Source organism: Streptomyces sp. NPDC047108, from assembly GCF_040643575.1.
In the GTDB taxonomy this organism is placed as follows: Bacteria; Actinomycetota; Actinomycetes; order Streptomycetales; family Streptomycetaceae; genus Streptomyces.
Map to the genome: position 1 here is coordinate 472,427 of NZ_JBEYUP010000001.1, position 26,373 is coordinate 498,799.

At 73.3% G+C, this 26,373-nt stretch carries 20 protein-coding genes; 4 read left to right on the forward strand and 16 right to left on the reverse strand.

The features are described from left to right. Positions 1 to 69: 69 nt before the first annotated feature. The gene (locus tag ABZ822_RS02040; protein ID WP_360845764.1) at positions 70 to 762 is read right to left on the reverse strand and encodes a metal-dependent transcriptional regulator; all 693 of its coding nucleotides are present in this window, start codon (positions 760 to 762) and stop codon (positions 70 to 72) included. A gap of 382 nt (positions 763 to 1,144) precedes the next feature. Here ABZ822_RS02040 and ABZ822_RS02045 point away from each other — a divergent pair, with 382 nt between their 5' ends. Next, on the forward strand, positions 1,145 to 1,903 hold the full coding sequence (locus ABZ822_RS02045; RefSeq protein ID WP_360845766.1) for an SIS domain-containing protein: 759 nt from the start codon (positions 1,145 to 1,147) through the stop codon (positions 1,901 to 1,903). A 91-nt stretch (positions 1,904 to 1,994) separates the two neighbouring features. On the opposite strand, the gene ABZ822_RS02050 is transcribed toward ABZ822_RS02045, so the two are convergent. Both ABZ822_RS02050 and pdxH read right to left on the reverse strand, forming a co-directional pair. Then, positions 1,995 to 3,671: a PAS domain-containing protein gene (locus ABZ822_RS02050; protein ID WP_360845768.1), complete on the reverse strand. Its 1,677-nt coding sequence runs from the start codon at positions 3,669 to 3,671 to the stop codon at positions 1,995 to 1,997. Positions 3,672 to 4,193: 522 nt separating this feature from the next. Beyond that, a complete protein-coding gene (gene pdxH, locus ABZ822_RS02055) occupies positions 4,194 to 4,823 on the reverse strand; it encodes a pyridoxamine 5'-phosphate oxidase (protein WP_360846940.1) in 630 nt (209 codons plus the stop codon). Positions 4,824 to 5,733: 910 nt separating this feature from the next. On the opposite strand from pdxH, the gene ABZ822_RS02060 reads away from it, so the two are divergent. Continuing rightward, positions 5,734 to 6,834 carry a citrate synthase 2 gene (locus tag ABZ822_RS02060; protein WP_360845770.1) on the forward strand — a complete coding sequence of 367 codons (1,101 nt, stop codon included), beginning with the start codon at positions 5,734 to 5,736 and terminating at the stop codon, positions 6,832 to 6,834. Positions 6,835 to 7,026: 192 nt separating this feature from the next. On the opposite strand, the gene ABZ822_RS02065 is transcribed toward ABZ822_RS02060, so the two are convergent. From ABZ822_RS02065 to ABZ822_RS02125, 13 genes are all read right to left on the reverse strand, one after another. Then, positions 7,027 to 7,698 (reverse strand): TetR/AcrR family transcriptional regulator, encoded by a 672-nt coding sequence (locus ABZ822_RS02065; RefSeq protein WP_360845772.1) that lies wholly within the window; start codon positions 7,696 to 7,698, stop codon positions 7,027 to 7,029. After that, the gene (locus ABZ822_RS02070; RefSeq protein ID WP_360845774.1) at positions 7,686 to 8,516 is read right to left on the reverse strand and encodes an enoyl-CoA hydratase family protein; all 831 of its coding nucleotides are present in this window, start codon (positions 8,514 to 8,516) and stop codon (positions 7,686 to 7,688) included. Before ABZ822_RS02070 ends, ABZ822_RS02065 begins: the two co-directional genes overlap by 13 nt. Continuing rightward, a complete protein-coding gene (locus ABZ822_RS02075; RefSeq protein ID WP_360845776.1) occupies positions 8,513 to 10,096 on the reverse strand; it encodes a 4-coumarate--CoA ligase family protein in 1,584 nt (527 codons plus the stop codon). The genes ABZ822_RS02070 and ABZ822_RS02075 overlap by 4 nt, the downstream gene beginning before the upstream one ends. Positions 10,097 to 10,229: 133 nt before the next feature. Next, positions 10,230 to 11,390, reverse strand: coding sequence for an acyl-CoA dehydrogenase family protein (locus tag ABZ822_RS02080; protein ID WP_360845778.1), 1,161 nt, complete (start codon positions 11,388 to 11,390; stop codon positions 10,230 to 10,232). 123 nt (positions 11,391 to 11,513) lie between these two features. Then, positions 11,514 to 13,652, reverse strand: coding sequence for a biotin carboxylase N-terminal domain-containing protein (locus ABZ822_RS02085; protein WP_360845780.1), 2,139 nt, complete (start codon positions 13,650 to 13,652; stop codon positions 11,514 to 11,516). A 50-nt stretch (positions 13,653 to 13,702) separates the two neighbouring features. Continuing rightward, positions 13,703 to 15,298 (reverse strand): carboxyl transferase domain-containing protein, encoded by a 1,596-nt coding sequence (locus tag ABZ822_RS02090; protein WP_360845782.1) that lies wholly within the window; start codon positions 15,296 to 15,298, stop codon positions 13,703 to 13,705. Then, positions 15,295 to 17,016, reverse strand: a complete 1,722-nt coding sequence (locus tag ABZ822_RS02095; protein WP_360845784.1) for an acyclic terpene utilization AtuA family protein — start codon at positions 17,014 to 17,016, stop codon at positions 15,295 to 15,297. Before ABZ822_RS02095 ends, ABZ822_RS02090 begins: the two co-directional genes overlap by 4 nt. After that, entirely contained in the window at positions 17,013 to 17,831 is an 819-nt protein-coding gene (locus ABZ822_RS02100; protein WP_360845786.1) for a TIGR03084 family metal-binding protein, read from the reverse strand. Before ABZ822_RS02100 ends, ABZ822_RS02095 begins: the two co-directional genes overlap by 4 nt. Positions 17,832 to 18,247: 416 nt before the next feature. Continuing rightward, positions 18,248 to 18,844 (reverse strand): gamma carbonic anhydrase family protein, encoded by a 597-nt coding sequence (locus tag ABZ822_RS02105; protein ID WP_360845788.1) that lies wholly within the window; start codon positions 18,842 to 18,844, stop codon positions 18,248 to 18,250. A 663-nt stretch (positions 18,845 to 19,507) separates the two neighbouring features. Further along, entirely contained in the window at positions 19,508 to 20,437 is a 930-nt protein-coding gene (locus ABZ822_RS02110) for a serine protease (RefSeq protein ID WP_360845790.1), read from the reverse strand. A 253-nt stretch (positions 20,438 to 20,690) separates the two neighbouring features. Then, the gene (locus ABZ822_RS02115; RefSeq protein WP_360845792.1) at positions 20,691 to 23,561 is read right to left on the reverse strand and encodes an FAD-binding and (Fe-S)-binding domain-containing protein; all 2,871 of its coding nucleotides are present in this window, start codon (positions 23,559 to 23,561) and stop codon (positions 20,691 to 20,693) included. Between the two features lie 111 nt (positions 23,562 to 23,672). Further along, positions 23,673 to 24,197 (reverse strand): hypothetical protein, encoded by a 525-nt coding sequence (locus ABZ822_RS02120; protein ID WP_360845794.1) that lies wholly within the window; start codon positions 24,195 to 24,197, stop codon positions 23,673 to 23,675. Then, entirely contained in the window at positions 24,194 to 24,523 is a 330-nt protein-coding gene (locus ABZ822_RS02125) for a helix-turn-helix transcriptional regulator (protein WP_360845796.1), read from the reverse strand. Before ABZ822_RS02125 ends, ABZ822_RS02120 begins: the two co-directional genes overlap by 4 nt. Positions 24,524 to 24,705: 182 nt before the next feature. On the opposite strand from ABZ822_RS02125, the gene serC reads away from it, so the two are divergent. Both serC and ABZ822_RS02135 read left to right on the forward strand, forming a co-directional pair. Then, the gene (gene serC / locus ABZ822_RS02130; protein WP_360845798.1) at positions 24,706 to 25,824 is read left to right on the forward strand and encodes a phosphoserine transaminase; all 1,119 of its coding nucleotides are present in this window, start codon (positions 24,706 to 24,708) and stop codon (positions 25,822 to 25,824) included. A 120-nt stretch (positions 25,825 to 25,944) separates the two neighbouring features. Beyond that, complete coding sequence (locus tag ABZ822_RS02135) at positions 25,945 to 26,349, forward strand: PPOX class F420-dependent oxidoreductase (protein WP_360845800.1); 405 nt, start codon at positions 25,945 to 25,947, stop codon at positions 26,347 to 26,349. Positions 26,350 to 26,373 lie beyond the last annotated feature (24 nt).

Genomic DNA, 26,373 nt, shown 5'->3' on the forward strand with positions numbered 1-26,373 from the left:
CAGCCTCGGCAGTCACGGCGGCCCGACGGCATCGGCGAGCGGAACGCCGTGCCGGCCGCCGCTACGGCGTCAGCGCTTCGCGACGAACACGTGCGACGCGATGTCCGACGCCAACTCCGCCGCCTCGCCGCTGCTTCCGACCAGCACACCGCCAGCCGACTCCGTCACGCTCACCACCGCGCCCGGCTGCACACCGGCCCGCCGCAGCGTGTACATGAGCTGCGCGTCCGTCTGGATCGGCTCGCCGATCCGGCGCACGATGGCCGTCGCACCGTCCGAACCCGGCTCGAGGTCCATGAGGCTCACCATGCCCTCGTCGAGGAACGGGTCCGCCTCGGCCTTCTCCCCCAGCTCGTCCAGGCCCGGGATCGGGTTCCCGTACGGCGATTCGGTCGGGTGGCGCAGCAGCTCCAGCACGCGGCGCTCCACGGCCTCGCTCATCACATGCTCCCAGCGGCAGGCCTCGGCGTGCACCTGCTCCCACTCCAGGCCGATCACGTCGACGAGCAGGCACTCCGCGAGGCGGTGCTTGCGCATCACCCGGGTCGCCAGCCGCCGGCCCTCCTCGGTGAGCTCCAGGTGCCGGTCGCCCGCGACGTGGAGCAGGCCGTCGCGCTCCATGCGCGCCACGGTCTGGCTGACCGTCGGGCCGCTCTGGTCGAGCCGCTCGGCGATCCGGGCGCGCATCGGGACCACGCCTTCTTCCTCGAGCTCCAGAATGGTGCGGAGATACATCTCCGTGGTGTCGATGAGTCCGGACATGCGTGCCCCTCGGTATGTCGTGCCGTGGCCCTGAACTCAATTCTGACGCATCCCACCGACAACCGGGCCCGCCCTGCACGGCAGCACACCCCGGCGCCGGGCCGTACGTGACGAGCCGGGCACCCCCCGGTCCCCGGCCGCCGCACCGTGACCGGGCCTCCACCGGCGCCGAGACCCCGCCCGCCGCACCCCGCGGACGGCCGGGAGGCGGTATTGACAGGGCACCGGCGATGGCCCCAACGTGATCGGCGCCACTCTGGTACGTACCTATGGCGGTCCATACCTGTGCTGCGCCGGTTCCGCGTGCGACACCGCGCGCCCTCCGGACATCCGGGCCATCCCCCGGAGCCGTCACCGACTCACGAGAAAGGCCCCCGCGGCGATGAGCGAGAGCAAGCTGGCCGGGCAGTTCTTCGACGCCGCCATCGAGCTGCTGCGGCTGGTCCGCGACGAGGAGGCCGCGAACATCGCCGCCGCCGGGGAGATGGTCGCCGACACCGTGGCCGACGGCGGGCGGCTCTTCGCGTTCGGCGCCGGGCACTCCTCGCTGCCCGCCCAGGACGTCGTCTATCGCGCCGGCGGCCTCGGCCTGATGAACCTGCTCACCGTGCCGGGCGCCGTCGGCGTGGACGTCGTGCCCGCCACGCTGGGCAGTGCCCTGGAGCGCGTCGAGGGCCTGGCGTCGGCGGTCCTGGAGAACAGTCCGGCCCGGTCCGGGGACCTCCTGGTGATCATCTCGCTGTCCGGGCGCAACCAGCTCCCGGTGGAGATGGCCCTCAAGGCCCGGGAGACGGGCATCTCGGTGATCGGCCTGACCTCGGTCGCGTACGCGGACGGCACCGGCTCCCGGCATCCGTCCGGCACGTTCCTGAAGGACCACTGCGACCTCGTCATCGACAGCAGGATCGCGGTCGGCGACGCCGAGTTGAGCGCCGAGGGGATCGACGCGCCCTTCGCCCCCGCGTCGACCGTCGTCACCAGCGCCGTGATGCAGGCCGTCATGGCCACGGCGGCGGGTGAACTGTCGAGCCGGGGCATCGCGCCGCCCCTGCTGCGCTCGGGCAACGTGGACGGCGGGCACGAGTGGAACCGGCGGGTGTTCGCCGAGTACGCGGACCGGATCTTCTTCCGGCAGACGTGACCCGAGAAGGCGACGCGAGAGGCGGGCGCGTACGCGTACGAGCCCGCTCGCGCACAGCGGACGAGCCCGTACGGGATCCCGTGCGCGCCCGTCAGTCCCGCTCGCGCCCCTTGCGCACGTGGTCCGACAGGTCGAGCGCTCCGGCCACACGCGACGCGACGTCCTCCGCGTACGCCGCGTCGGCCCGGTCGAAGGAGCGCCGCCCCGTCGAGCGCAGGAACGTGAGGACACCCAGCGTCCGGCCGCGGCTGCGCAGCACCACGCACAGGGCGTGCAGCGAGTCCTCCGGCCACTGCCGCTCCCGCGCCCAGCGGCGGGCCCGCTCGGCCGCCGAACCGTCGTCCGGCGCGTCGCCGCGCCCCGGATCCGTACGGCCCTGGCGCCGCCCCCCGCCCCCGTACAGCGGGTCGGCGCTCGCCCGCACCGCCCCCGTGCGCTCCACCGCCTGCAGTGCGGGGTGTCCCTCGTCGTAGCGGACGGGGATACCGCCGTGCGTGATCGGGGAGCAGGGGCCGCCTGAGCCCGCGGGGGTGGCCGCGGCGCGGACGAGCCGGACCGGCTCGTCCTCCGTGGCCGCGAGGTCGAGCAGCGCGTGGTCGGCGAAGCCCGCGAGTGCGAAGTCGACGAAGACGGTGGCGGCCTCCCTGGGGTCCTCGCAGTCGGCGGCGGTACGGGCCGCGCGCTGCATCTGGTTGGCCCGGAAGCGGACGACCGAGTTCTCCTGCTCGAGGTGCTTGGCCTCGGTGACGTCCTGGAAGAACCAGCTCACGCCCAGCGGCACCGGTTCCTCCGCGAGCGGCGACGCCAGCCTCAGGAACCCGCTGCGCCAGCACCGGCGCTCCCCCTCGCCCTGCCCGTCGGGACCGCGCAGCGTGACCCATACGTCGGCGGGCGCGGCCGGGGCGCCCTCGGCCATGACGTGCTGGAACGCGCTCTCCAGCTCCTCGAGCCCCTGCGACAGCAGCTCGCCCAGGGGGCGCCCGAGGACCGCCGTACGCCCCACGCGCAGGGCGCGCGCCGCGTACGCGTTGGCGACGGCCGGGCGCAGATCGGCGTCGATGAGGACGGCGCCCCAGGGCGCGGCGTCGAAGAGGGCCTCGCTGAGCGCGATGGACCGCTCCAGGTCGATCTGGGCGTGCACCTCGCTGAAGGCGCAGTAGACGCCGGCCGCTCGTCCGTCGGCGCTGTGCACGCCCGCGAACTGGGTGCGGACGAGGACCCGGCCGCCGTCCTTGGTGACCAGCGCGAAGTCGTGGACCTGGCGCCCTGGGGCCGTCATCGCCGAGAACAGCCGGCTCTGGACCTCGTCGGCGTCGGCCGTCCGGACCGCCCAGCCGGAGAGGCCGTCGCGGCCGATCGCCTCCGCGGCGCTCCAGCCGAGGATGCGCTGCGCCTCGCGGTTCCAGTGGGTGACGACGCCCTCCGCGTCGAACGCGCAGAGGGCCGCGTCCATGCCGTCCAGCAGCGCGGTGAGCAGATCGGTGTCCTCGGAGTGCCGTGGGTGCGCGGGGGGCTGCTGCGCCGGTTCGGCGGGGTCGGCGGGCGCCGGGCCACCGTCGGGGGCGGCCGGCGGGCCGTCGGCGGCGGTCGCGTCGGGCGCCGCGGCGGGGTCCTGGGAGGGCCCGGCCGCATCGGCCGTGCCCGCGGTTTCCCCCTGGCCCGAAGCACCGGACGGGCCCGGGCCTGAGGACCCGGACGAGCCCTGGCCCGGCGAGCCGGAACCCCCGCCGGCCGGGTGCGTGGGGCCGGGAGGCCGGGAAGCGTTCACCTGGCACCTCCTGCTCGACGTGGCTGCGTGTGCTGCACGTCGGATCATTCAAGTGGAACGTGATGCAGCACACACCGTGTTCCTGGAAATTGTTGCGCGCCGGAAATGGGTTGTCGCGGGGCGGGGGGCCTGCCTAGCGTGTGGAGCACACGAGAAGGGAGGTGGTTCGGCAGATGTATGAAATCCGGACGCGTGAGGTGACTGCGGGCTAGCAGTCCGTCGTCGCGCTCAGCGCACCGCCGGACAGCGCGGAGATATCCGTGCATGCCGGCCTGATCCCAACGCAGTCACCCGACCCGCGGGCTGCCGGTACGTCCGACCGGCCTCCTGGCGCCTTACGGCGCAGGAGAAGAAGCCCGCGGGTCGTCTGCGTCTCCGGGCGGGGCGGGGCCGGTCGGGTCGGGTCGGGTCCGTACAGGGTCCTGTGGCGACTCCGAGCCGGCTGCTGCGGGCTTCGGCCCGGGCCGCGCCCCACGGACAGAGGCACCCCACGGACAGAGGCACCCCACAGGCAGAGGCGCCCTACGGGCAGAGGCGCTCCACGCGCCATGCGCCATCCGGCGTACGGATGTAGCGCAGGCGGTCGTGGAGGCGGTTCGCGCGGCCCTGCCAGAACTCGACGGTCTCGGGACGGACGCGGTAGCCGCCCCACTCCGGCGGCACCGGGACCTGGGCGTCCTCCGGGTAGCGGTCGGCGAGGTCGCCGTAGAGCCGGTCGAGTTCCTCGCGGGACGCGACGACCGAGGACTGCGTGCTCGCCCAGGCGCCGAGCTGCGATCCGTGCGGCCGGGTACGGAAGTACGCGGCCGTCTCGTCGCGGCCCGTGCGCTCCACGGTGCCGCCGACGATCACCTGGCGGGCGATCGGGTGCCAGGGGAAGAGCAGCGAGATCTGGGCGTTCGCGGTGAGTTCGCGGCCCTTGCGGGAGCCGTAGTTCGTGTAGAAGACGAAGCCGCGCTCGTCGAACTGCTTCAGCAGCACCGTGCGCGAACTGGGCCGCAGCGTGGTGGGGTCCGACGTCGAGACGATCATGGCGTTCGGCTCGAAGATCCCGCTCGCCGCCGTCTCCTCGAACCAGCGGCCGAACTGTTCCATCGGGCCCGCGGTGACATCCGATTCAGCCAGCCCCTCCGCCCGGTAGTGCTCCCGCATGGCGGCCGGGTCGAGTGACCGCCTGGTCGGGGGTGACTGGTCCAGCCTGATCGGGTGTTCCGGGTCGACGTGTGCCACGCACATATCTTGCAGCATCGGCCCGGACGGCCACCGGGCGGGCACCGCCCTCGGGCCCGCCCTCAGGCCCCGCCTCGGGCTGCCCACGGGCCCGCGCCCGGGCTCACGCTCAGGCTCCGGGCCCGCGCTCAGGCCCCGTCCTCTCGGGCCGCGCCGCCCCGCCAGCGGTGGATCGCGCAGCGTGCCCGCCCGCGGCACTCCGTGCACCGGCTCGTACTGCCGCACGGGCTGCGGCACGCACCTCCGCATCCGCGTCTGCACATGCGCCCGCCCGTGCACCGGCGGAGTTTGCCCGCCACGGGCCCGCGTGAACCCTCCTGGGCCGCTGCGGCACGGTGTGCCGCTTCTCACGCTTCCCCGTGCCCGCCCGACGCGCCAGACTCTCGGCTGGACCACTATCGCCGGTCGGAGACCCGAGCGATGGCGGGTCCGGCATGTACTGACGTGTACTGATTCATAAGGACCTGTAAGGACGCTCCATCGACCGGTGAACCGACCCGCCCGCCCTGGCCGGGATGAGCAGCATCCTCGCGGGGCATCACCGGGGTGACCGTACGGACCGCGAGCCGCCGCCGAGGCCGCGTACCCGCCCGGCGCCGACGACCCGGAGCCCGAACCCAGACCCCACCGAACCGGCCCCCTCCCGACCCCGGACGACCCCCGATCCGGACGACACCGAACCCGGACCCCTCCGAGCCCGTATCACCCCGAGCCGGGACATCCCCGGCCCGGGGCCACCCGATTCCAGACCGCCAGACCGCCTGGTCGCACCGCGCCGCACGCCACGAGCGAGCCCGGCCCGTGTGCCGGCCACACCACGAGGAGCCGCCAGATGTCCGACTTCGTACCCGGACTCGAGGGAGTCGTCGCGTTCGAAACGGAGATCGCCGAACCCGACAAGGAAGGCGGCGCGCTCCGCTACCGAGGCGTGGACATCGAGGATCTGGTGGGCCACGTCTCGTTCGGGAACGTCTGGGGCCTGCTGGTCGACGGCAGCTTCAACCCCGGCCTTCCCCCCGCGGAGCCGTTCCCGATCCCCGTCCACTCCGGCGACATCCGGGTGGACGTGCAGTCGGCGCTCGCGATGCTCGCCCCCGTGTGGGGCCTGAAACCGCTGCTCGACATCGACGAGGCCCAGGCGCGGGAAGACCTTGCCCGGGCCGCGGTCATGGCGCTGTCCTACGTCGCGCAGTCCGCGCGCGGCCAGGGCCTGCCGATGGTCCCGCAGAGCGAGATCGACAAGGCCGACACGGTCGTCGAGCGCTTCATGAAGCGCTGGCGCGGCGAGCCGGACCCGCGGCACGTCAAGGCCGTCGACGCCTACTGGACCTCCGCGGCCGAGCACGGCATGAACGCCTCCACCTTCACCGCCCGCGTCATCGCCTCGACCGGCGCGGACGTCGCCGCGGCCCTGTCCGGCGCCGTGGGTGCCATGTCCGGCCCGCTGCACGGCGGGGCCCCGTCCCGCGTCCTCGGCATGATCGAGGAGATCGAGCGGACGGGCGACGCCGAGGCGTACGTGAAGCAGGCGCTGGACAAGGGCGAGCGGCTCATGGGCTTCGGCCACCGCGTCTACCGCGCGGAGGACCCGCGGGCGCGCGTCCTGCGCCGTACGGCCAAGGAGCTGGCCGCGCCGCGCTTCGAGGTCGCCGAGGCCCTGGAGCGGGCCGCGCTGGAGGAGCTGCACAACCGGCGCCCCGACCGCGTCCTGGCCACGAACGTCGAGTTCTGGGCGGCGATCGTGCTGGACTTCGCGGAGGTCCCGGCGCACATGTTCACGTCGATGTTCACCTGCGCCCGTACGGCCGGGTGGAGCGCGCACATCCTGGAGCAGAAGCGGACGGGGCGGCTCGTGCGGCCCTCGGCCCGCTATGTCGGCCCCGCGGCGCGCGACCCGCGCGCCATCGAGGGCTACGAGGACCTCGCCCGCTGACCCCCTGACCCGTCCGGTCCGTTCGCTCACCCGCCTCCGCTCCCGGGGGCGGGTGAGCGCGTTCACGGCGGCTCCTCGCGGTGGCCCGGCGGCCCCTCCCGGTGTCCCGGCGGCTCCTCGCGCTGTGTCCCAGCGGCCCCTCGCGGTGTCCCAGCGGCCCCTCAGCACGGGCCCTGCCGGCCCCGGGCCGAATCAGAGGCCCCTCAGGCCGCCCCGGTCCAGCGCCCCGTCGAGGATCCCCGCCCACTGCTCGACGACGCGGGCCCGGCGCGCCGCGTCGTCCGTCAGCAGGTTCGCCAGGCCCAGGCCGCGCGCCATGTCCAGCAGTCCCTGCACGGTCTCCCGTACGCCGGGCCGGCTCTCGTCCGCGCCCAGCAGCTCCACGGCCATCCGGTGCGTCTCGCGGCCCACGCGGGCCTCCAGCGCGGTCACCCGCTTCTTCAGCGGCTCGCCGCCCGCCTCCGCCGGGGAGTCGTCCGGCAGCGTCGAGGCGGCCACCCAGAGCTGGAGCGCGGCGCGGAACAGCGGACCGGTGTAGAGGTCGACGAGCTGCTCGACGATCATCAGGGTGCGGGTGGGCGTCCCCGGCTCCGGCAGGTCCCTGGTGAACTCGCGCAGCGCGCCCGACCGCATCTCCGCCACGTGCCCGACGGCCGCCGTGAACAGGTCCTCGCGGGTCGGGAAGTGGTGCTGGGCCGCGCCCCGGGAGACCCCGGCCCGCTCGGCGACGACCATGACCGTGCTGCCGCTCCAGCCGTGCTCGGCCAGGCAGGCCACCGCGGCCTCCAGCAGGCGCTGCCGGGTGGCCCGGCTGCGGTCCTGCTTGGGGTCGCGTACGGCTGCCCGGCCGGTCACCGCGCCCATACCGGGCTCCGCCGCTCCAGGAAGGCCGTCATGCCCTCGCGGGCCTCCTCCGAGGTGAACAACCGGGCGGAGGTCTCGGCCAGTTCCTCGGTGTCCCGGTCGAAGGCGCGCAGCACCCCGGCGGTCGCGAGCTTCTTCGACTCGGCCAGGCCTTGCGGGGAGCCCTTGCGCAAGCCCTCGAGGACCGGTTCCAGCGCCGCGTCCACGTCGTCGGCGACCAGCGTCAGCAGGCCGATACGGGCCGCCTCGGCCGCGTCGAACTTCTCGCCTGTGAGGTAGTAGCGGCCCACCGCCCGCGCGTCGAGCCGGGGCAGCAGCGGCAGCGAGATCACGGCGGGGGCGAGCCCCAGCCGCGCCTCGGTGAACGCGAAGCGGGCGCCATCCGCCGCCACGGTGATGTCGCAGGAGCCCAGGAGGCCCATGCCGCCGGCCATCGCGTGGCCGGTCAGCCGGGCGACGACGGGCTTCGGCAGCTCCACGATGGTGCGCATGAGCCGGGCGAGGCCGAGCGGTGCGGCCGTCCCGGCCGCGCCCGACGTCGCCTCGCTGAGGTCGGCGCCCGCGCAGAAGGTGGTGCCGGTGTGGGTCAGGACGACGGCCCGCGTCTCCTCGTCGGCTGCGGCCGCCTCCAGGCCCGCGTACAGCTCGGTCACCAGGCGGGAGGAGAGCGCGTTGCGGTTGCGCGGCGAGTCGAGGGTCAGGGTGGTGATGCCGCGCTCGCGGGAGATGTGGACCAGCGGCCGGTCCGCATCGTCCGCGGGCACGGCCTGCTCCGCCGCGTCCTCCGGCCTGTTCGCCGCATCCGTCTTCCGTGTCATGAGGGCGCTGAACTCCTTTCCCGGTCCCGCAGTTCGCGCCGGAGCACCTTGCCGCTCACGGCGCGGGGCACCGTGTCGAGGAACTCGACCCGGCGCACCTTCTTGTACGGCGCGACCCGCTCGGCAACGTACGCCATGACCTCCTCGTCGGTGATCGCCGCCCCCTGCTGGGGCACGACGTACGCCTTGGGGATCTCGTTGCCGTCGCCGTCCGTCACCCCGATCACGGCAGCGTCCGCGATCCGGTCGTGGGTGAGCAGGACGGCCTCCAGGTCAGCGGGCGCGACCTGGTAGCCCTTGTACTTGATCAGCTCCTTGACGCGGTCGACGACGAAGAGCCAGCCGTCGTCGTCCACGCGGCCCACGTCGCCGGTGTGCAGCCAGCCGTCCTCGTCGACCATCGCGGCGGTGGCCTCCTGCCGCCCGAGGTAGCCCTTCATCACCTGGGGGCCCTTGATGACGATCTCGCCCTCCTCGCCGGGCCCGGCGTCCTGCCCGGGGTCGTCGAGGGAGACCAGCCGCATCCGCGTGCTCGGGATCAGCTTGCCGACGGTTCCGGGCGGGGCGTCGCGCGCGTGGCGGGGGACGACGTGGGTGCCCGGGGAGAGTTCGGTCATCCCGTACGCCTGCATGACCGGGGGGAGCCCCAGGCGGCGCGAGCAGGCCGTGGCCAGTTCGGCGTCGAGCGGTGCCGCCGAGCAGACGATGTACTCCAGCGACGACAGGTCGTGGCGGTCGACGGCCGGGTGCTTGGCGAGCGCGAGCACGATGGGCGGGGCGACGTAGAGGGCGTTGACCCGGTGCTTCTCGATGGCGGCCAGGAACTGGTCGAGGTCGAAGCGGGGCAGGACGACGACCGTGGCGCCGGTGCGCAGCGGTGCGTTGAGGAGGGCCGTGAGGCCGTAGATGTGGAAGAACGGGAGGACGGCCAGGGCCCGGTCGCCGGGTCCGCTGGGGACCAGCGCGCCGAGCTGGGTGAGGTTGGTGGCGATGTTGCGGTGGGTCAGCATCACGCCCTTGGGGATGCCGGTCGTCCCGGAGGAGTACGGCAGGGCGGCCAGGTCCTCGGCCGGGTCGATCGTGATCTCGGGCTCGGGCGCCGTCGAGGAGAGCATGTCGAGGACGGAGCGGTGTCCGTCGGCGGTGTCGCAGACGAAGATCTCCCGTACGCCGCCCGCCGCCTCGGCCGCCCGGCGGGCGGTCTCCAGGAGCGGCGAGACGGTGACGATCCACCGCGCCCGGCTGTCGCGGAGCTGGCGGGCGAACTCCTCGGCGGTGGCCAGGGGATGGACGGTGGTGACGGCGGCGCCGGCGCGCGTGGCCCCGTAGAAGACCGCGGGGAAGGCGATGGTGTTGGGACTGTGCAGGGCCAGGACGTCGCCCTTGCGCACGCCGGTCTCGGCGAAGGCGGCCGCTATGCGGCGGGTGAAGCGGTCGAGCCGGGCATGGCTGAGGGTGGTGCCGTCGACGCCGTCGATCAGCGCGGGCAGCTCGCCGAACTCGGCGGCCCGGCCGAGGACGGCGTCGTGGATGGGCTGGTCGAGAGGCGGGACATCGGCGTACTCACTGCGGAACACCATGGCGATCCCTTTCGACGTCGGTGCGGGACGAGGGGTGGGCGGGACCCGGGCCTCGTGACGGACGAGTACCGGGTCCGGCGCCGGGAGCGTGGTGCCGGGCGGTGCGGCGGCGGGGGCCCCGCCGTCCCCTGGGTCAGTACGACTTGGGGAGACCGAGGGTCTGGTGGGACACGAAGTTGAGGATCATCTCCCGGCTGACGGGGGCGATCCGGGCCACGCGGGACGCGGTGATCAGCTTGGCGAGGCCGTACTCGCGGGTGAGGCCGTTGCCGCCGAGGGTGTGCACGGCCTGGTCGACGGCGCGGGCGGCGGCCTCGGCGGCCGCGTACTTGGCCATGTTGGCGGCCTCGCCCGCGCCCATGTCGTCGCCCGCGTCGTAGAGATGGGCCGCCTTCTGCGTCATGAGGCGGGCCAGCTCGATCTCGATGTGCGCCTGGGCGAGGGGGTGGGCGATGGCCTGGTGGGCGCCGATCGGGTCCTTCCAGACCGTACGGGTCCTGGCGTAGTCGAGGGCCCGGGCGAGCGCGTTGCGGCCCATGCCGAGGGCGAAGGCGGCGGTCATGATGCGCTCGGGGTTGAGCCCGGCGAAGAGCTGCAGGAGCCCCGCGTCCTCGTCGCCGACAAGCGCGTCGGCGGGCAGCCGGACGTCGTCCAGCACCAGCTCGAACTGCTTCTCCGGCGCGGAGAGTTCCATGTCGATGGGGTTGTACCGGAAGCCCGGAGTGTCGCGGTCCACGATGAAGAGGCAGGGCTTGAGCTTGCCGGTGCGGGCGTCCTCGGTGCGGCCCACGATCAGCGTGGCGTCGGCGAAGTCGACCCCGGAGATGAAGACCTTGCGGCCGGTGAGCAGCCAGTCGGTCCCGTCGCGGCGGGCGGTGGTGACGATGCGGTGGGAGTTGGAGCCGGCGTCGGGCTCGGTGATGCCGAACGCCATCAGCTTGCTGCCGTCGGCGAGCCCGGGCAGCCACTTCCGCTTCTGCTCATCGGTGCCGAAGCGGGCGATGACGGTGCCGCAGATGGCCGGGGAGACGACCATCATCAGCAGCGGGCAGCCGGCGGCGCCCAGCTCCTCCAGGACGATGGACAGCTCGACGATGCCGCGGCCCCCGCCGCCGTACTCCTCGGGGAGGTTGACGCCGAGGTAGCCCAGTTTGGCGGCCTCGGCCCAGAGTTCGTCGGTGTGCCGGCCCTCGCGGGTGACGGTGCTGAAGTAGTCGTGTCCGTAGCGGGCGCCGAGTGCGGCGACGGCGGCGCGGAGGTCCTGGTGCTCGGCGGACTCGATGACGGCGGTCATGCGGGACTCCTCCTCGGTCGGGGTGACGGGGTGGGGCGGCGCTGTGCATGAGGGGTGCGGGACACGGGAGTTCGGGGGTCGGCCGCCGTGACGGAGGCTGACGTCCCGGCCGGGACGTACGGCTTACGTCCCGGCGGGCCGGGCGGTGTCGTCGGGCCGAGGGGTGTCGTCGGACCGCGCGGTGTCATCCGGCGGGGCTGCGCCGTCGGGTGCTTCGGTGACGACGGCGAGGAGCGCACCGACCTCGACCTGGCGGCCCGGTACGGCCTGGAGTTCGGTGAGCGTTCCGGCGGTGGGTGCCGAGACCTTGTGCTCCATCTTCATCGCCTCCAGCCACAGCAGCGGCTGACCGGCGGCGACGGTGTCCCCGACCGCGACCTCCGCCACGCGGATCACCGTGCCCGGCATCGGCGCGAGCAGTGACCCGGGCTCGGTACGGGCAGTGGGTTCGGGGAAGCGGGACAGGGCGGTGAAGGCGAAGGAACCGACGGCGGAGTCGACGTGCACGCGCGTGCCGTAGGAGGCGACGCGGAACTCCCGCCGTACGCCGTCGGCTTCGAGCACGACCCGGTCCGGTGCCGAGGCGAGCAGCCGTACGCCGGGGCAGTCGTCCGCAGTCAGGCCGTCGCGGGTGAGGCGGTAGCGGACCTCGTGCTCGGTGCCGTCGGGCTCGCCGCGGTACCGCTTGGTCTGGGGCCGGGAGGAGACGTTGCGCCAGCCGCCGAGGCGGGAGGCGACGGTCGTGGTCGGGGCAGCGGCCGCGGGCGCGGCGGCCGTGGGCGGGGCAACGGCCGTGGGTGCGGCGGCGGTCGTGGGCGCGGCGACGGTTCCGCCCGGCTCCCCCGACCGCGCCGCGGCGTCCGCGAGCGCTGCGGCCAGGGCGGCGAGCCGTGCGGGCGACGACGGGCCCGGCGCGGACGGGCCGGTGCCGTCCTCGGTGAGCCCGGACAGCTTCCGCTCCAGCCAGCCGGTGTCGAACCCGACGTCGCCGAAGTCCGGGTGGCGCAGGGAGCGGACGAGCAGGTCGCGGTTGGTGACGGGCCCGTGGACGTGGGCACGCTCCAGGGCACGGGCGAGCTTGCGCACCGCCTCGGCGCGCGTCGGGGCCCAGGCGATGACCTTGGCGATCATCGGGTCGTAGTGGACGCCGATCTCGTCGCCGTCCGCGTAGCCGGAGTCGACGCGCAGACCGCCGTTCCCGCCCGCGGGCTGCTCGACGGCGAAGCGGTGCAGCACGCCCGTCTGCGGCTGCCATCCGCGCGCGGGGTCCTCCGCGTACAGCCGTGCCTCGATGGCGTGGCCCGAGGGCTGCGGCGGCACCTCGGCCAGCAGCCCGCCCTCGGCGACCCGGAGCTGCAGGGCGACGAGGTCGAGCCCGAACACCTCCTCCGTCACCGGGTGTTCGACCTGGAGGCGCGTGTTCATCTCCAGGAAGTACGGGCGCCCGTCGGCGGAGACCAGGAACTCGACCGTGCCGGCGCCGGTGTAGCCGATGGCGCGCGCGGCCTCGGCGGCCGACGTGTGCAGGCTGTGCCGCAGTGCGTCGTCCAGACCGGGGGCGGGGGCCTCCTCGATCACCTTCTGGTGGCGACGCTGGAGCGAGCAGTCGCGGGTGCCCAGCGCCCACACGGTGCCGTCGCCGTCGGCGAGGATCTGCACCTCGACGTGGCGGCCGCGCTCGACGTACGGCTCGGCGAAGACCTCGCCGTCGCCGAAGGCGGACGCGGCCTCGGCGGCAGCCGCCTTCAACTCCTCGGGCAGAGCGCCGAGTTCGCGGACGACGCGCATACCGCGCCCGCCGCCTCCCGCCGCCGCCTTCACCAGCAGCGGCAGATCGGCCTCGGTGGCGGCGTCCGGGTCGACGGGCGCGAGCAGCGGGACGCCCGCCTCGCGCATCAGCTCCTTGGCGCGCGTCTTGGAGGCCATGGCCTCGATGGCCTCCGGCGACGGGCCGATCCACGTCAGGCCCGCGTCGAGGACGGCCCGGGCGAACCCGGCGTTCTCCGACAGGAATCCGTAGCCGGGGTGGACGGCGTCCGCGCCCGCGGCCAGGGCGGCCTTCACGATCAGGTCACCGCGCAGATAGGTCTCGGTCGGCGCGCTGCCGGGCAGCCGTACGGCCGCGTCCGCCTCCTGCACGTGCGGAGCGCCGGCGTCCGGGTCGGCGTACACGGCCACGGTGGCGACGCCCAGTTCGCGGCAGGTGCGGAAGACGCGGCGGGCGATCTCGCCACGGTTGGCGACGAGGACGGACTGGATCACCTGGGCCCCTCGGGTCGATGCGGTCGTCGCATGGCTCGTCATCAGCTGCCTCACATCCGGAAGACGCCGAAGCCGCGGGCGCCTTCGACGGGGGCGGTGTGGATGGCCGACAGGCAGAGGCCGAGGACGGTGCGGGTGTCGCGTGGATCGATGACCCCGTCGTCGTACAGCCGGCCGGACAGGAACATGGGCAGCGACTCCGACTCGATCTGCTGCTCCACCATGGCGCGCAGCGCCGCGTCCGCCTCGTCGTCGTACGGCTGCCCCTTGGCCGCCGCCGACTCCCGCGCGACGATCGACAGCACACCGGCGAGCTGCTGCGGTCCCATGACGGCCGACTTGGCGCTGGGCCAGGCGAAAAGGAATCGCGGGTCGTAGGCGCGGCCGCACATGCCGTAGTGGCCGGCGCCGTAGCTCGCGCCCATCAGCACGGACAGATGCGGGACCTTCGAGTTGGACACCGCGTTGATCATCATCGAGCCGTGCTTGATGATGCCGCCCTGCTCGTATTCCCGGCCGACCATGTAGCCGGTGGTGTTGTGCAGGAAGACCAGCGGGATGTCGCGCTGGTTGGCGAGCTGGATGAACTGGGCGGCCTTCTGGGACTCCTCGCTGAACAGCACGCCCTGCGCGTTGGCGAGGATGCCGACCGGATAGCCGTGGAGCGCGGCCCAGCCCGTCACCAGGCTCGGCCCGTAGAGCGGCTTGAACTCGTCGAAGTCGGAGCCGTCGGCGACTCGGGCGATGACCTCTCGCGGGTCGAAGGGCACCTTCAGGTCGCCGGGGACGATGCCGAGGAGTTCGTCCTCGTCGTACTTCGGCGGCTCGGCGACCGGCGGACTGCCGTACGTCTTGCGCCAGTTGAGGCGGGCGACGACGCGCCGGGCCTGGCGCAGCGCGTCGGGCTCGTCCACGGCGAAGTAGTCGGCGAGGCCGGAGGTACGGGCGTGCATCTCCGCGCCGCCCAGCGACTCGTCGTCACTCTCCTCACCGGTCGCCATCTTGACCAGCGGCGGCCCGCCGAGGAAGACCTTCGACCGCTCCTTGACCATGATCACGTGGTCGGACATGCCGGGCACGTACGCGCCCCCGGCCGTCGAGTTGCCGAACACCACCGCGATCGTGGGGATCCCGGCCGCCGAGAGCCGGGTCAGGTCCCGGAACACCGCCCCGCCCGGAATGAAGATCTCCTTCTGGCTCGGCAGGTCGGCGCCGCCGGACTCCACGAGGCTGACGAGCGGGAGCCGGTTGGCGAACGCGACCTCGTGCGCGCGCAGCGCCTTCTTCAGCGTCCACGGGTTGCTGGCCCCGCCGCGTACGGTCGGGTCGCTCGCCGTCACCACGCATTCGACGCCCTCGACGACGCCGATGCCGGTGACCATGGAGGCGCCGACCTTGTAGTCGCTGCCCCAGGCGGCGAGCGGCGACAGCTCCAGGAACGGCGTGTCCGGGTCGAGCAGCAGCTCGATGCGCTCGCGCGCCAGCAGCTTCCCGCGCTTGCGGTGACGGGCGACGTACTTCTCGCCGCCTCCCTCCACCGCCTTGGCGTGCTCGGTCTCCAGCTCGGCGAGCTTGGCGAGCATCGCCTCGCGGTGCGCGGTGTGGTCGGCGCCCGTCGGGTCGAGGGCGGACGCGAGGACGGTCACAGCAATACCTCCGGGATGTCCAGGTGGCGTGAGCGCAGCCACTCCCCCAGCGCCTTGGCCTGCGGGTCGAAGCGGGCCTGGGAGGCGACGCCTTCGCCGAGGAGCCCGTCGACGGTGAAGTTGAGTGCGCGGAGGTTGGGCAGGGCGTGGCGGGTGACGGGCAGGTCCCGTGTCTCGGGCAGCAGTGCGCGGAAGCGTTCCTCGGTGAGGGTGTGCGCGAGCCAGCGCCACGCCTCCTCCGATCGTGCCCACACCCCGACGTTGGCGCTGCCGCCCTTGTCGCCGCTGCGGGCACCGGCGACCAGGCCGAGCGCGGCGCGGCGCACCGGTCCTGGCGGCAACGGCTCGGGCAGGGAGGGCTGTTCGGGTTCGGCGAGGTCCCGGGTCTCCTGGGCGGGGAGCAGGGTCATGCGCTGCCCGTCCGGCAGCACCGCCGTGTGGGGGACCTCCGCGGCGTCGACGAAGACCGCCTCGAAGACCCCGTACGGGGAGCCCTTGCCGGGCGGAGCGGTGACGTGGAAGCCGGGGTAACCGGCCAGGCCCAGTTCGATGGCGGCGCCGCTCACCGCCCGGCCGACGGCGTCCGCGTCGGGGTCGCGGACCACCAGCCGCAGCAGGGCGCTGGCTTCCTCCTCCACGTCCGCGTCGGCCCGGTCCGTACGGGCGAGGGTCCAGCGCACCTCGGCGGGGCGCCGTTCGGCGAGGGCCGCCTCCATCTGGTCCTTCACGAGCGCGGCCTTGTCCTCGACGGCGAGGCCGGTGAGGACGAACACGACCTCGTTGCGCCAGCCGCCGATCCGGGTGAGGCCGGTCTTGAGCGTCGGCGGCGGCGCCTCCCCGCGCACTCCGTCGATCCGGACCCGGTCCGGGCCCTCCTGCGTGAGCCGTACGGAGTCCAGGCGCGCGGTCACGTCGGGTCCGGCGTAGCGGGGGCCCGCTGTCTCGTAGAGGAGCTGCGCGGTGACGGTGCCGGTGGTCACGGCGCCCCCGGTGCCCGGGTGCTTGGTGATGACGGACGAGCCGTCCGCGTGGATCTCGGCGAGCGGGAACCCGGGGCGGCGTACGTCGTGCTCGGTGAAGAACGCGTAGTTGCCGCCGGTGGCCTGCGTACCGCACTCCAGGACGTGGCCCGCGACGACGGCGCCCGCGAGGGCGTCGACGTCGTCGGCCGACCAGCCGAAGTGAGCGGCGGCGGGGCCGGTGACGAGGGCGGCGTCGGTGACGCGGCCGGTGACGACGACGTCTGCTCCCGCGCGCAGGCACGCGGCGATGCCGGCGCCGCCGAGATAGGCGTTGGCGGTCAGCACGCCGGGGCCCCAGTCGCGGGCCTCGCGCAGATCGTCACCCTCGACGTGGGCGACGCGTACGGGGATCCCGACGCGGTCGGCCAACTCCCTTACGGCGTCCGCCAGTCCGGCCGGGTTGAGCCCGCCCGCGTTGGTGACGATCCGCACGCCGCGGTCGACGGCCAGGCCGAGCCCTTCCTCGAGTTGCCGCAGGAAGGTCTTGGCGTAGCCGAGGTTCGGGTCCTTCATGCGGTCGCGGCCGAGGATGAGCATGGTCAGCTCGGCGAGGTAGTCCCCGGTGAGAATGTCGAGCGAGCCGCCGGTGAGCATCTCGCGGACGGCGTCGAACCGGTCTCCGTAGAAGCCGGAGGCGTTGCCGATCCGGAGGGGTGCGGCGGCCGGGTCGCCGAGGGCCGGGCCGTTGGAGGTCACGCCGCGCCTCCGCCCTGCCCGCCGGGGCCGGACCGTCCCGGCTCGCGGCCCTGTCCCGGCGGTCCCGCGAAGGCCTGGGCGATGTCGAGCCAGTGGTCGGCGTCCGCCCCTTCGGCGCGCAGGGCGAGGTCGGCGCGGTGCGCGCGCTGCGTGGCGAGCAGACAGAAGTCGAGCGCGGTGCCGGTGACGCGCTGCGCGGCATCCTCCGGTCCGTAGGTCCACAACGTCCCGTCGGGGGCGGTGAGTTCGACGCGGAACTCTTCGGCGGGCGGGGTCTCGCCGCGCATGAAGTAGCCGTAGTCGCGGGCGCGGACGCCGATCCTGGCGACATGGCGCAGCCGGTCCGTCGGGGTGCGGCGGACACCCAGCGCGTCGGCGATGTCCTGCCCGTGGGCCCAGGTCTCCATCAGCCGGCCGGTCGCCATCGACGCGACGCTCATCCTGGTGAGGAACCAGGGCATCCGTACGTCCGTCGGGTGCGCGGAGAGCGCGGCCCGCACGGCCGCACGGCCCGCGCGCCAGCGCTTCAGCAGTTCCGCGGGCGGGTCCTGGGCTCCGCGCGCCGCGGCCTCGTCGACGAAGGTGTCCGGTGCGGCCATCGCCTTCTCGGCCTCGCGGGCGAAGGCCTCGGGCTCGGTTGCGGACTTCACGGCCTGCTCGTCGGTCCAGGCGAGGTGCGCGATCTGGTGCGCGACGGTCCAGCCGGGGGCAGGAGTGGGGGTGGCCCACTGCTCGGGGCCGAGCCCCGCCACGAGCCGGTCGAGGTCCTCCCCCTCGGCGTGCAGATCGTCGACCACGGCTCCCGGATCGGCCACGGTGCGCTCCCCTCGTCGGCTCGCGCCGACTCGTCGAATACCGGTGTTCTGCGGGACAGCACGGTGACGCCGTGTCAGCGGGCAGCCCGCGGCGGCGTCGGTGAGCAGCAGCGTGGCAGGACCCGGAGAAACAAGCAAGCACGCTTGCATTTTCTTTGCCGAGCAAGGGCGTACGGAGAGGCATCAGGAGGGGTCAAGCGCCGCCCGTCTCCGGCCGGTTGCCGCGTACGGCGCCATATCGGGCGTATCGGACTACGGGCTCGAGGCCCGCTTTCGACCGGTCCGCGCTCGGCGTGGACGCCCCCCGCTCAGGCGGGCGGTTCCCGCGGCCAGCCCGATGCGCCCGATGGCCCCGCGCTCAGGCCGACGGTTCCGTGGTCCGCCCGATGGCCCGCGCTCGGCCGACGGTTCCGCGCTCAGCCGTCGACGATCCGGTCGTCGCGATGCGCCCCGTAGAAGGCGGACTGCAGCGCCATGATCTCGCGCATGGGGGTCCCGCGCGGCACCCCCTGGACCGTCACCGGGAAGTCGAGCTCGCGCTGCACCTCCCACAGCTCCTCGTGCCGTTCGGGCGGGAAGAGTTGCGCGGGGTCGCCCGCGGCGATCCAGCCGATGGGCACGACGGTGCCGGGCGCGAGGCGGGAGTTGACGTGGAGCACGCTGTGGATGCGGAGTTCGGCGCCGGCGCCCGCGACCGCGCCGGGGAACAGCGAGGCGCCCGTCGCGACGAAGACCTCGTCCTCCACGGCGGCGCCGTTGACGTGGGCGTGCGGCCCGATCAGGACGGCGTCGCCCAGCGCGGCCGGGTGACCTGCGCGCCCGCGCACGAGCGCGTTCTCCATGACGACGACGTCCGCCCCGGTCCGGATCTCGCCGTCCTCGGCGGTGAGCACCGCCCCGTGCAGCACCCGCGCCCGCTCCCCGAGGACGACCGCCCCGCACAGCACGGCCGAGGGCGCGACGTAGGCCGACTCCGGTACGACGGGCCGCTCACCACGGTGCTCCAGCAACATGGGCCGCAGCCTAGGCTCTGCGGTCCGCCGCGTGCCGGGGCCACGCCTGTCCGCACGCCTCGCGTGCGTTGCGCGGAGCATCCGACGCGGCGGGGAGGACCTGACCGTGTGATCGTCGAACGCGGGCGGGACGCCGACGAACGGTGCCACATGCACGAACCACGCCGACGTGCCCGCCGGTGGCGGGTTACGTGAGCATCGGAGCGGGCAGGGGCTCGGCTCGCCTCGGCTTTCACAGGAACGTCCGGCGTCAGGTTGCGCGACAGGCCGGGTCGTCGATACGGGACGGCACCCGGCGGCCCGTTTTCGGAATGCTTGACCGGAAGCAAGCATCAGGGCAAGCGATTTCACCACAGGTGCCGGAGGGAGCGGCACGTCGAGCGAGCCCGCCGCGACCTCGGCCGATCGCCCACCGCAGTGCGGACGTCCGGCCTCAGCCGGGCTCCTCCAACCCCGATGCTCGATCTCTGCGCCGCAGGCGCGGGACGAACGACGGCGGGGCAACGGCAGAAGACCGACCGAGCGACCCGAACCAGAACCCCATCGGCACAGCGCATGCGGGGAGGCGCGCGCTGTGCCGATGGACCGATGGGCCGATGGCCTTCGGGCTGGTGATCCGGTCAACCGGTCGGACGGTCAGCCGGGTTGCTCACGGGGGCCGGGTCAGCGGCCGCGGCCGAGCTTCGCCGCGATCTTCTTGCCCTCGGGCGACTCGGACAGCGTGTCCCAGAGCTTGGCGGAGCTGACCGAGGTGTAGACGCCCGGGGCGCCCTGCGCGGCGCAGCCGTCACCGTAGGAGACGATGCCGATCTGGAACGGCTGCTCGCGGCCCGGAACGTTGCGGAACATCGGGCCGCCGCTGTCGCCCTGGCAGGAGTCCTTGCCCTCGACGCCGGCGCAGATGTTGACCTTGCTGTTGTAGCTGTCGTAGCTCACCTTGCACTCGTCGTGCGAGAGCAGCGGCACCTTCACCTCGCGCAGCCGGTCCGGGAAGTGCGGCATGTCGGTGTCGGTGTTGCCCCATCCGGTGACCGTGGCTTTGGCGCCCGGACGGATCAGGGCGTCGGTGCCCGGGGTGGGGAGCTTGACGGGGGCGATGCCCTTCACCGGCTTGGCCAGCTCGATGAAGGCCATGTCGTAGGCCGCGTCGCCCTTGGTGTAGCGGGGGTGGACGGTGATGCCGCCGGGGTCGCCCTCGCCCGTGGACTTACGGGCGTTGCGGATCTGGCCCTGGTCGGAGTCGGAGAGCTGGGTGCGGCCTACGGCCACCTGCAGGTCCTTTGCGTCCATGCCCTCGACGCAGTGGGCCGCGGTCATCACGACGCTCTGGTTGATGAGGCTGCCGCCGCAGAACTGCCGCTTGAGCGCGTTGCCGGAGCCCTTCTCGAGGAGGGCCGTCATGAAGGGGTACGCGTCGTTGGACACGTCGCCGCCGCCGATGATGCGGGCGCTCGGCTTGGAGCGCTCACCGTCCGAGGACGTGCCGGCCTGCGCCGCGGGGGCGGCGGCGGCGAGCAGAGCCGCCGCGGCGGCCGATGCCAGACCCGCGGCGGCTATGCGCTGGGCACCGCGACGCGAAAACGCAATTCTCATGGGGGGTGACTCCACTTCTGCGGGAAAGAATTCGAGCAGGCCTGAAAAGGGCATACGAGCGCATGCGTCCATGCCTCGGTCCGAGAGCCCAACTGGCTTGCGGAGATGCGATGTCGGGAAACGCTAGAACGCTGCCCGCCCCCGCGTCAAAGAATTCCCCGGAGAAATATGGGTTGTTCAGATCTGCACGAACGGAAAATAGGCGGGACGTTCGTCCCGCCTATTCCTCAGACGTTGTACCGGGCCGTCGGGTTCAGTCGTTCCGTGAATTTCTCAGACCGTCCGCCAGCACCTCGGCGAGATGGCGTCCGGGCCGGGCTCCGAGTCCGGTGAGCTGTGTCCGGCAGGAGAAGCCGTCGGCGAGGATCTCTGTCCCGGGTGCGGCCGACCGCACGGCGGGGAGGAGTTGTTCCTCGGCGCAGGCGCGTGACACGTCGTAATGTCCGCTTTCGAAGCCGAAGTTGCCCGCGAGGCCGCAGCAGCCGCCGCTCAACTCGCCGGTGAGACCGGCGCGTCGGCGGAGCGTGCGGTCGGCCTCGTCACCGAGGACCGCGTGCTGGTGGCAGTGGGTCTGTCCGGCGACGGGGCGGTCGATACGGGGCGGATCCCAGTCGGGGGCGAGCTGGTCCAGCGCCTGCGCGAAGGTGATGACGGACGAGGCGAGCCGTTCCGCCCGGGGGTCCTCCCCGCCCACCAGCTCCGGCAGGTCGGTCCGCAGGGCCGCCGTGCAGCTCGGTTCGAGCCCCACGACGGGGAGTCCCGCGTCGAGGGCGGGAGCGATGGCGTCGAGCGTGCGCCGCATGACCTTGCGGGCCCGGTCGAGCTGTCCGGTCGAGACCCAGGTCAGCCCGCAGCACACGCCCTTCTGCGGCAGGACGACCCGGAGACCGGCCGCTTCGAGTACGGCGACGGCGTCGCTGCCGACGGACGGGGAGAGGTAGTTGGTGAAGGTGTCGGGCCACAGCAGGACGGTGGGCCGCCCGTCCGGGGAGGCGCCGGGCGCGGCCGTCTCCGCCGCCGTCCGGGCCCGCCACCACCGCGTGAACGGCTCGGGGGCCAGTTCCGGGATCGTCCGCTCGGGGGCGATGCCGCCGAGCCGCTTCGCCAGACCCGCCAACGGCCCTGTCCGCGCGGCCGCGTTGGCCACCCCGCTCAGCCGCAGCGCGGCCGCCGAGCGCAGCCAGACCGGAAGCCACCCCATCGCGTAGTGTGCCGCGGGCCGCACCCGGCCCTCGTAGTGGTGGTGCAGGAACTCGGCCTTGTACGTGGCCATGTCGACGCCCACCGGGCAGTCGGACCGGCAGCCCTTGCACGACAGGCACAGGTCCAGCGCCTCCCGGACCTCCTCCGAGCGCCAGCCGCCCGTGACGACCTCGCCGCCGAGCATCTCGTGCAGCAGCCTCGCCCGCCCGCGCGTGGAGTGCTGCTCCTCGCCGGTCGCCCGGAACGACGGGCACATCACCGCCGCCCCGCTCACCGACGTCGTACGGCACTTGGCGACGCCGACGCAGCGGCGCACCGCCGCCGAGAAGTCCCCGCCGTCGTGCGGGTATCCGAAGGTGACGTCGACGGGCTCGCGCGGCAGGACCTCGAAGCGGAGGTTCTCGTCGAGCCGGTGGGGGCGAGCGAGGATTCCGGGGTTCAGCCCGTTCGCCGGGTCCCACAGATCCTTGAACTCCTCGAAGGCGCCGACCAGTTCGTCCCCGTACATCCGCGGCAGCAGTTCCGCGCGCGCCTGCCCGTCGCCGTGCTCGCCGGAGAGGGAGCCCCCGTGCGTGACGACGAGGTCGGCGAGGTCCACGGAGAACGCCCGGAAACGCCGCTTGCCCTCCTCGCTGAGCAGGTCGAAGTCGATCCGGATGTGGATGCAGCCGTCGCCGAAGTGCCCGTACGGGGTGCCGCGCAGGCCGTGCTGGGTCATCAGCTCCCGGAAGTCCCGCAGATACCCGCCGAGCCGGGCGGGCGGGACCGCGCAGTCCTCCCAGCCCGGCCACGCCTCACTGCCGTCCGGCATCCGCGTCGCCGTGCCCGACGCGTCCTCGCGGATGCGCCACAGCGCCCGCTGCCCGGCCGGGTCGGTGACGAGCGCATGGTCCGTGGTGGCCACGGCCGCCGTCCGGCACAGCTCCTCGGCGCGCGCCCGAGCCTCCTCCGCCGTATCGCCGCCGACCTCGGCGAAGAGCCACGCCCCGCCCTTCGGCAGGCGGGCCCCGGCCGCCCCGGGCACGAGGTCGGAGGCCATGCCCTCGACGGTCAGGGGGCCGTACGGGAGGAGGGTGTGCGCCGCGTCGGCCGCCGCGCCCTCGTCCTCGTACGCCAGCACGGCCAGCACGCGCGCGCCGGGCGCGGGCACGAGCTTCACCACCGCCTCGGTCAGCACCCCGAGCGTGCCCTCGCTGCCCGTGAAGGCGCGCGCCCAGTCGGTGCCGTTCTCGGGCAGGAGCGCGTCGAGGGCGTAGCCGGAGATACGGCGGGGGAGGTCGGGGAAGCCGGTACGCAGCCGGGCGAGATGGCGGTCCACGATCCGCGCGGCCCCCTCGCGGAGGCGGTCGGGGACCTCGGCGGGACCCGTGCCTCCGCGCCGTTCCGGGGCGAGGCGGGCGCGCTCCCCGGCATAGGTGAGGACGTCCAGCGCGTGCACGTTGTCGGCGGTCGTGCCCCAGGCCACCGAGTGGGAGCCGCACGAGTTGTTGCCGATCATGCCGCCGATCGTGCAGCGGTTGTGGGTGGAGGGATCGGGGCCGAACGTCAGCCCGTGCGGTCCCGCGGCGCGGCGCACGTCGTCGCAGATGACGCCGGGCTGGACGACCGCCGTGCGGGCGTCCGGGTCAACGGCCAGGATCCGGTTCATATGGCGGGTGAAGTCGAGCACCACGCCGGTGCCCGTCGCCTGCCCGGCGATCGAGGTGCCCGCACCCCGCGCGACGACCGGCACTTCGTGCTCGCGGCAGACGGCGAGCGTCGCGGCGACGTCGTCGGCGTCGCGGGGCACGACGACCGCGTCCGGCACCCGCCGGTAGTTCGACGCGTCCATGGTCATCAGCGCCCGGCTCGCGACGGCGGAGGAGACCTCGCCGCGTACCGCCTCCCGTAGCGCTCCTGCCAGATTCCGAGGATCGCTCATGCGATCAAGCCTGCCCGAAACGTGGCCGCGCGCACCTGACGATGACGGTGTTCCGCCGCGCGGCGGGTCGCGGGCTGGGCGGGGCGCGCCGCTGCGCCGTGGCCGCGCGGGTCAGGCAGGGGCGGCCGCCGCGCCGTCGGGCTCCTCGTCCGGCTCCTCGTCCTCCAGGCGCCAGGCGAGGACGGCCGTGGGCATCCAGACCATCATCAACAGGACCAGGTAACCGCCCATGAAGAACATCCGGAGCGGATGGGGCTGGTCCGTGAGGGCGATGAGGGGGAAGGCACCGAAGATGACGAGCGCCTGAGCGGCCGTCGTGACGCCGTAGGCACGCCGGTACGCGCTGTGCACCTGCTGGAGCTGCAGCTCGTCGAGCAGGTGGGTGGGGGCGAGCGTCAGCCCCCTGGTGCCCCGCCAGGCGAGCCACCGGAACGTCCCCTGCAGGACGATCAGGCCGATCAGCACCGGGAATCCGAGGCGCAGGTCGTACCTCAACGCGACGAACAGCAGGGCGGGCACCGCGAGCGCCAGGACGACGAGCATGATGCGCCGGGTGCGGCGGCGCAGCTGCGGCTCCGGGGCCGTCTGCCCGAGCAGGAAGAGGCGGTCGTTGCGCAGCAGGGTGTTGAACCTCATGGTGTGTTCCCCTCCGTGGAGGCTGGTATGGCGTGGGGAGTCGCGGCGGCCGGGGAGTCGCCGGAGGTGAGGGCGTCCCCGGAGAGCCGGGGGAAGGGACGCGGGGAGAAGACGGCCTCGACGGGCAGCCCGAAGATGCCGCAGATGCGGAAGACCAGTTCGAGGCTCGGGTTGTAGTCGCCTCGCTCCAGATAGCCGATCGTCTGGTAGTTGACGCCGGTGGCCTCGGCGAGTTCGCGCCGCGACCAGCCCCGCTCGGCCCGCAGCATCGCGAGCCGGTTGTGGATCCGGATCCCCTGATCCTCGGACGTACGCGCTTTCCTCATGCAGCAGAGTGTTGCATTTATACAACACACCGGTCAATCAAAACAGCAGAAGTTCTCACACCACCGTCAACAGCTACCGGAACAGCGGCTGTTGGGACCATGCCGTGCCCGCGTCTCGCCCCACGTCTCGGTCCATGGACCGCACCCCCGGCGACCGGCCGGAACGGATTAGGCTTCGGACCGTGGCTGAGATCCGGATTCCCACTGACATCAAGCCCGCCGACGGTCGCTTCGGCTCGGGCCCGTCCAAGGTGCGGACGGAGGCGCTCAGCGCCCTCGCCGCCACCGGCGATTCCCTGCTGGGCACCTCGCACCGCCAGGCTCCGGTGAAGAACCTGGTCGGCCGGGTGCGGGACGGCGTACGCGCCCTGTTCTCGCTGCCCGACGACTACGAGGTCGTCCTCGGCAACGGGGGCTCGACCGCCTTCTGGGACATCGCCACCCACGGCCTGATCGAGCGCAAGTCGCAGCACCTCTCCTTCGGCGAGTTCTCCTCCAAGTTCGCCAAGGCCGCGAAGCTCGCGCCCTGGCTGGAGGACCCGACGGTCATCGCCTCCGAGCCCGGCACGCACCCGCAGCCGCAGGCCGAGGCCGGTGTCGACGTGTACGCCCTCACGCACAACGAGACCTCGACCGGCGTGGCCGTACCCCTGAAGCGGGTGGCCGGGGCCGACGAGGGTTCACTCGTCCTGGTGGACGCGACCTCCGGCGCCGGCGGCCTGCCCGTCGACATCCGCGAGACCGACGTCTACTACTTCGCCCCGCAGAAGTCCTTCGCCGCCGACGGCGGTCTGTGGCTGGCGGCCTTCTCGCCCGCCGCCCTGGAGCGCGCCGCCCGCGTCCACTCCTCGGGCCGGCACGTGCCGGAGTTCTTCTCGCTGCCGACGGCGATCGACAACTCCAGGAAGAACCAGACGTACAACACCCCCGCCCTCGCGACGCTGTTCCTGCTGGCAGACCAGCTCGACTGGCTGAACGGGAACGGCGGTCTGTCCTGGGCCACCGAGCGGACCGCGGACTCCTCCTCGCGGCTGTACGGGTGGGCCGAGAAGGTCGCGTACGCCACCCCGTTCGTCACCGACCCGGCCCAGCGGTCGCAGGTCGTCGGCACGATCGACTTCAACGACGGCATCGACGCGTCCGCCATCGCCAAGACGCTGCGCGCCAACGGGATCGTGGACACCGACCCGTACCGCAAGCTGGGCCGCAACCAGCTGCGGGTCGCGATGTTCCCGGCCGTCGAACCGGCCGACGTGGAGGCGCTGACCGCCTGCATCGACTACGTGGTCGACAAGCTCTAGCCATACGTGGTGGAGGGCCCCTGGTGCGCACCAGGGGCCCCTTCGCGTCCGCGCCCGGCCCCTCCGCGCAATGGACGGTCCCCGGGTGACGGCGGGCCCGCCCTGTGTCTCCATGGAGTCATGGCCACTCCACCACTCGCCCGCTTCGTCCGGCAGGGCTGCGTCCTGCTCACCACGCGCAAGCGCGACGGCACGACCGTCGGGACGCCCGTGCACATCGCCGTCGAGGGCGACCACGCGTACATCCGGACCTTCGGCAAGGCGGGCAAGGCGAAGCGGATGCGGAACTTTCCGGACGTGGAGATCGCACCCTCCACCCGCCGCGGCAAGCCGACCGGACCGGCCCTCAAGGCGCACGTCCGGCTGCTGGAGCAGGGCAGCGAGGAGAACGCACACGCCGCCGGGCTCATCGAGCGGAAGTACCCGGTGGTGCAGCGCTACCTGGTCCCCACGGTCCACCGGCTCCAGCGTGACACGACCCTGCACTACGAGCTGCTGCCGGAGGACGAAGGCACCTCGGCATAGCCCCCGCAGCGCTGACCCTCACTC

Coding starts and splice junctions, on each gene's coding strand:
- ABZ822_RS02040 (WP_360845764.1), bottom strand. CDS start 762: ATGTCCGGACTCATCGACACCACGGAGATGTATCTCCGCACCATTCTG.
- ABZ822_RS02045 (WP_360845766.1), top strand. CDS start 1,145: ATGAGCGAGAGCAAGCTGGCCGGGCAGTTCTTCGACGCCGCCATCGAG.
- pdxH (WP_360846940.1), bottom strand. CDS start 4,823: ATGCGGGAGCACTACCGGGCGGAGGGGCTGGCTGAATCGGATGTCACC.
- ABZ822_RS02060 (WP_360845770.1), top strand. CDS start 5,734: ATGTCCGACTTCGTACCCGGACTCGAGGGAGTCGTCGCGTTCGAAACG.
- ABZ822_RS02065 (WP_360845772.1), bottom strand. CDS start 7,698: ATGGGCGCGGTGACCGGCCGGGCAGCCGTACGCGACCCCAAGCAGGAC.
- ABZ822_RS02070 (WP_360845774.1), bottom strand. CDS start 8,516: ATGACACGGAAGACGGATGCGGCGAACAGGCCGGAGGACGCGGCGGAG.
- ABZ822_RS02075 (WP_360845776.1), bottom strand. CDS start 10,096: ATGGTGTTCCGCAGTGAGTACGCCGATGTCCCGCCTCTCGACCAGCCC.
- ABZ822_RS02080 (WP_360845778.1), bottom strand. CDS start 11,390: ATGACCGCCGTCATCGAGTCCGCCGAGCACCAGGACCTCCGCGCCGCC.
- ABZ822_RS02105 (WP_360845788.1), bottom strand. CDS start 18,844: ATGTTGCTGGAGCACCGTGGTGAGCGGCCCGTCGTACCGGAGTCGGCC.
- ABZ822_RS02110 (WP_360845790.1), bottom strand. CDS start 20,437: ATGAGAATTGCGTTTTCGCGTCGCGGTGCCCAGCGCATAGCCGCCGCG.
- ABZ822_RS02115 (WP_360845792.1), bottom strand. CDS start 23,561: ATGAGCGATCCTCGGAATCTGGCAGGAGCGCTACGGGAGGCGGTACGC.
- ABZ822_RS02120 (WP_360845794.1), bottom strand. CDS start 24,197: ATGAGGTTCAACACCCTGCTGCGCAACGACCGCCTCTTCCTGCTCGGG.
- ABZ822_RS02125 (WP_360845796.1), bottom strand. CDS start 24,523: ATGAGGAAAGCGCGTACGTCCGAGGATCAGGGGATCCGGATCCACAAC.
- ABZ822_RS02135 (WP_360845800.1), top strand. CDS start 25,945: ATGGCCACTCCACCACTCGCCCGCTTCGTCCGGCAGGGCTGCGTCCTG.